The sequence below is a fragment of the Polynucleobacter sp. AM-25C3 genome (assembly GCF_018882335.1).
GTDB lineage: Bacteria > Pseudomonadota > Gammaproteobacteria > Burkholderiales > Burkholderiaceae > Polynucleobacter.
Genome location: NZ_JACVOS010000026.1, coordinates 1 through 4,536, shown reverse-complemented (window position 1 = coordinate 4,536; position 4,536 = coordinate 1). Strand labels below are relative to the sequence as shown.

Here is a 4,536-nt window from a genome sequence, read left to right as displayed (position 1 = left end):
ATTGGATGTGGACATACAATCATGAAAGACCGAACATGGGCTTAGGTGGAATTACACCAAAGCAAAAACTAGCACTTGCAGTACCAGCTTCTACTTTTAGCTTAAGTTAAAAATGGGGGGATTACCCCTGATGTTTAAAAATATTTTGATACCCGTAGTTGATGACATGCTTACTACAAAAAACATGAAATTAATTACCGACCTTGTTAAGGCTGATGGGGCTAACGTAACCCTGGCCTATATTTCAGATCCTCGGGCACCTTTTGTTTATGCCAAAAAAGTATCTGACTATAAAATTTCAGATGCAAGCCATAAAAAAGCATGTGAGCAACATGCTAAAGAGGTGTTAGAGAAAGCGTTAAAACTCGTCGGCAAGGATGTGAAGGCAAAGGTGCATCATGAATTTAATGCTACCGTTTATGAGGGTATCTTAGAGGCAGCTAAAAAGGCCAAGGCTGATGCCATCATGATGGCATCTCACAAACGTACTGGATTAAAGGGTGTTTTTATGGGCAGCGACACACACGCAGTCATTGTTCACTCGAAGTTACCTGTGGTTGTTGTGTAATCCCACTTTAGTCAGCTTGCTAAAGTAAAAAGCCCCTGAATGAAAGTTCAGGGGCTTTTGTATTACTGTTGGGCAAGGCGAGATTCGAATCTAATCGACCACTACTATAGTTTTTTTCGTACCAACTTAAAGTCCGGATCATCCTCCATCGTTTCTACTGTGAAGCCAAGACTGCGCATCAGTTTTAGCATTGCTGGATTTTTAGATAGCACTAAGCCGTCGATTTCGGATAGGCCCTTATCACGTGCGACTTCCATAATGCTGGTCATCATACGAGACCCAATACCTTGACCGCCGTAATCATCGGAAATCACTAGGGAAAACTCGCAACTGGCTTTATCAGGGTTGGTGCTGTAGCGGGACACGCCAATAATTTTCTCGCTCTCTTGCCAGGTGCCGTCTTCTAATAAGCTTGTTTCATGTATTAGCGCTACCAGTGCCATTTCACGGTCGTAATCAATCAGCGTGAATTTGGCTGCCATTGAAGGGGGTAACTCTGGTGAGTTAGAAATAAATCGGAAATATCGCGATTCAGCAGAGAGGGTTTTATAGAATGCCTTGAGCATATCGGCGTCATCTGGATGAATCGGTCTAATGGAGTACTCGCTACCATCCTTAAGGGGAAATAGGGATTCATACTGGTGTGGGTAGGGGAGAATGGCGAGATGCTGATATAGGCCAGACTGACTGTTATTTAGCCCATGCGAATGACTAATTGCGATCCGTGCATCTACTGCTATGGCACCAGACTCGTCAACAATGATGGGGTTGATATCCATCTCCAGTAGTTGCGGCAGCTCACAAGCCATTTCAGATACGCGCAATAAGATATGTTCGATCGCCTCCACATTTACCGCTGGAGCACCACGCCATTCTTTTAGTGTCTGTGCAATGCGTGATCGACTAATTAATTGCTGAGCTAAATATTGGTTAAGGGGAGGGAGCTCCATGGATTGGTCGTTGAGTAGCTCAATCATGGTTCCGCCAGCACCAAATGCAATTACTGGCCCAAATGGTTCTTCGTTAACTAGTCCAATATAGATTTCGCGTCCCCGCTTATTGCGAACCATTTTTTGTACGGTAATGCCATTAATTTTTGCTTCTGGAGCAAGGCGGGAAACGGTTTGCATCATGTGACCATAGATATCTCTAACACCTATAGAGTTCATCACATCTAAAGCTACACCATTCACATCAGATTTATGGCTAATGTCTGGTGAGTCAATCTTTAGTACAACGGGATAGCCGATTTGATTGGCAATCATGATTGCTTCATTCACATTCTTGGCAAGAACAGTTTGTGTAATGGGGATATGAAATGCCGAAAGCAGTGCTTTAGATTCCATCTCCGTTAAGACGGTTCTTCTTGAAGCTAATACGTTTTCAATAATGAGCTTAGCGCCATCTATGTCGGGACTTGAAGATTTAGAAAGCGGCGGAGGGGTTTGCTGAAGCAGTTTCTGGTTGGCATAGAAGCTAGAAATGTTACCAAAGGCACCAACAGCGGCTTCAGGCGTTCTAAAGGTGGGAATATTGGCATTGGCCAGTAAAGATCTGCCCTCAACGACCGATGAATCACCCATCCAACAGCTTAAAAGGGGTTTATTAATCCGCTTTTTGACATCGGCAATACTGGTGGCAATCTTCAATCCATCAATTGATGGCTTGGGCGAGAAAAGAACCAAGATCCCATCTACATTGGCATCGCTATTTGCCGCCTTGATCGCCTCGCAATATTGCTCTGCAGTTGCATCCTCAGATAAGTCAACTAAGTTTTCAAGAGAGGCGAGAGGAGATAGGTTTGGTTGAAGTTTCTCGATAGTTTCTATTGAGAGCTTCGCTAACAATAAATTATTCTCACTAATTCGGTCGGCTGCTAGTACGCCAGGTCCACCCCCATTCGTGATGACTGCCAACTTATTTCCTACTGGGCGGTAGCTTGAGGCTAGACATTTGGCGGCGGAGAAAAGCTCTACAAAAGATTTCACTCTAACTGCACCAGCACGCCGAATTGCAGCATCAAAAACTGCGTCCGTTCCAACTACTGAGCCGCAATGGGTTTTCGCGGCCTCATTACCAGCCGGCTTATGACCTGATTTAAGAACAATCACAGGCTTGATATTGGCGGCAGCACGCAAGGCACTCATGAACTTTCTGGAATTGGTAATTCCTTCAAGATAGAGAACGATGCTTTGCGTTTTGGCATCATTACCTAAGAAATCAAGCAATTGAGCAATATCCACTGAGGTATGTTGGCCAACAGCTGCAACAAATGAGAATCCCACCCCATTTGTTTTTGCCCAATCGAGCATGGCTGAGGTTAAGGCGCCGGATTGAGCGATGAGGGCTAGAGGTCCAGGATTGGCTAGATCTCCGAGCACGCTTGCATTCAGATGGCGATGGGGTCTTTGAAATCCCAGGCTATTCGGGCCAAGTAGTTTTATCCCGTAATGCTTTGCCAATTCTTTTAATTCTTCGCCAAGCATTTTATTAATCCCAGTAGAGATTAATAATGCTGCACGATGTTTCAGGCGTCCAGCAATGTCCAGTGCTGAGCATAATTCCTCTGGGGGTAGGGCGATAATTGCTAGGCCCTTTGCCTTGGTGCCTTTATTGCTGAGGTCAAGATTGGCGCTGACATCAATTCGCTCAATTGCTCCAGCATATTGCGCTTCTTCAAATAGCTTTAAGAAAATAGCTTCACATGATTGAGGGCTCTGGGGTTTTTGTGAGTTGATCAGAATTGAAATTGAACTCGGGTCGAACAATGAATTTAAGTAGTGCTTTTCCAATTTAATCTGCTCCAATCAAAACTTTAATATGAGCTGCAACGCTACGTGCGAGAGGGCTTAATACATAACCACCTTCTAGGCAGGATACGATACGCCCTTGGGAGTGTTTTTGAGCGACTTCAAGAATCTTTTTGGTAACCCATTCGTAGTCTCCCTCAACCAGCCCGAGGTTGCCCATATCATCCTCTCTATGGGCATCAAACCCTGCAGATATATAGATCATTTCTGGTTGAAATTGCTCGAGAGCAGGAATCCAGTATTGCTCTACAGCCTCTCTAAAAACATCACTTTTAGAGCGAGTCGGAATACCTACGTTAATCATGCGCTTTTCGGGGATGTACTCGCCTGTGAACGGGTATAGATCTTTTTCAAATATTGAACACATCATGACACGTTCATCGTCTCTAAAAATATCTTCACTACCGTTACCGTGGTGAACATCAAAATCAATTAAAGCAACTTTTTGAATACCCCGAACATCTAGTGCATGTCTTATGCCGACGGCAACATTATTAAAAAAACAGAATCCCATGGCGGCATCTCGCTCAGCATGGTGGCCTGGTGGCCTTACACAGCAAAAAGCATTTGATGCTGCACCGTCAAGCACCAAGTCTGTTGCTTGGATCGCGGCACCTGCTGCGCGCAATGCGGCATTAATAGTGTGCGGGTTCATTTTTGTGTCTGGATCAACCAGTTGATACCCCTCTTTTGGGGATTGAGCAATAAGCTCTTGTACATACAGAGCTGAATGTGCCCTACTAATTTGCTCGATGCTAGCCAGGGGCGCATCGTAAGCATCCATGAAGTTCAAATAACCAGAGATTAATAATTGGTCGTTAATCGCGCTCAGGCGCTCAGGGCATTCGGGGTGACATGATCCCATCTCATGGCGATTACAGTCAGCATGGGAAATAAAAGCAGAAGGCAAGGCAATTCCTCAAAATTGGCAATAACCTAAAAGTATCCGCTTAAGTCAGGTATTGGTGTTTGATTTAAAACAAATGTGGCCGTTAACTTTGGGCCTCTAAAAGAAAAAGCCCTTGAACTTTCTGAACTGACCCACAAAAGTTGGACACCAAATCCAACTCAAAGGGGTCAGCTTCATGAGCAAATACAGTACGCAGTTCAAGCTAAAAGTAGTTACTGAGTATTTAAAGTCTGGGGGCTACCTCAGGG

General features: G+C 44.5%; 3 protein-coding genes. 1 reads left to right on the top strand and 2 read right to left on the bottom strand.

Features of this window, described 5'->3' with window-relative positions:
* The first annotated feature begins 130 nt into the window (after positions 1–130).
* Positions 131–568, top strand: coding sequence for a universal stress protein (locus ICN12_RS10660; RefSeq protein ID WP_216272489.1), 438 nt, complete (start codon positions 131–133; stop codon positions 566–568).
* A 104-nt stretch (positions 569–672) separates the two neighbouring features.
* Here the strand turns inward: ICN12_RS10660 and ICN12_RS10655 are convergent, their stop codons facing one another.
* Positions 673–3,360 (bottom strand): bifunctional acetate--CoA ligase family protein/GNAT family N-acetyltransferase, encoded by a 2,688-nt coding sequence (locus ICN12_RS10655; protein ID WP_216272488.1) that lies wholly within the window; start codon positions 3,358–3,360, stop codon positions 673–675.
* A 1-nt stretch (position 3,361) separates the two neighbouring features.
* Positions 3,362–4,288, bottom strand: coding sequence for a histone deacetylase family protein (locus ICN12_RS10650; protein ID WP_216272487.1), 927 nt, complete (start codon positions 4,286–4,288; stop codon positions 3,362–3,364).
* Positions 4,289–4,536: the final 248 nt, after the last annotated feature.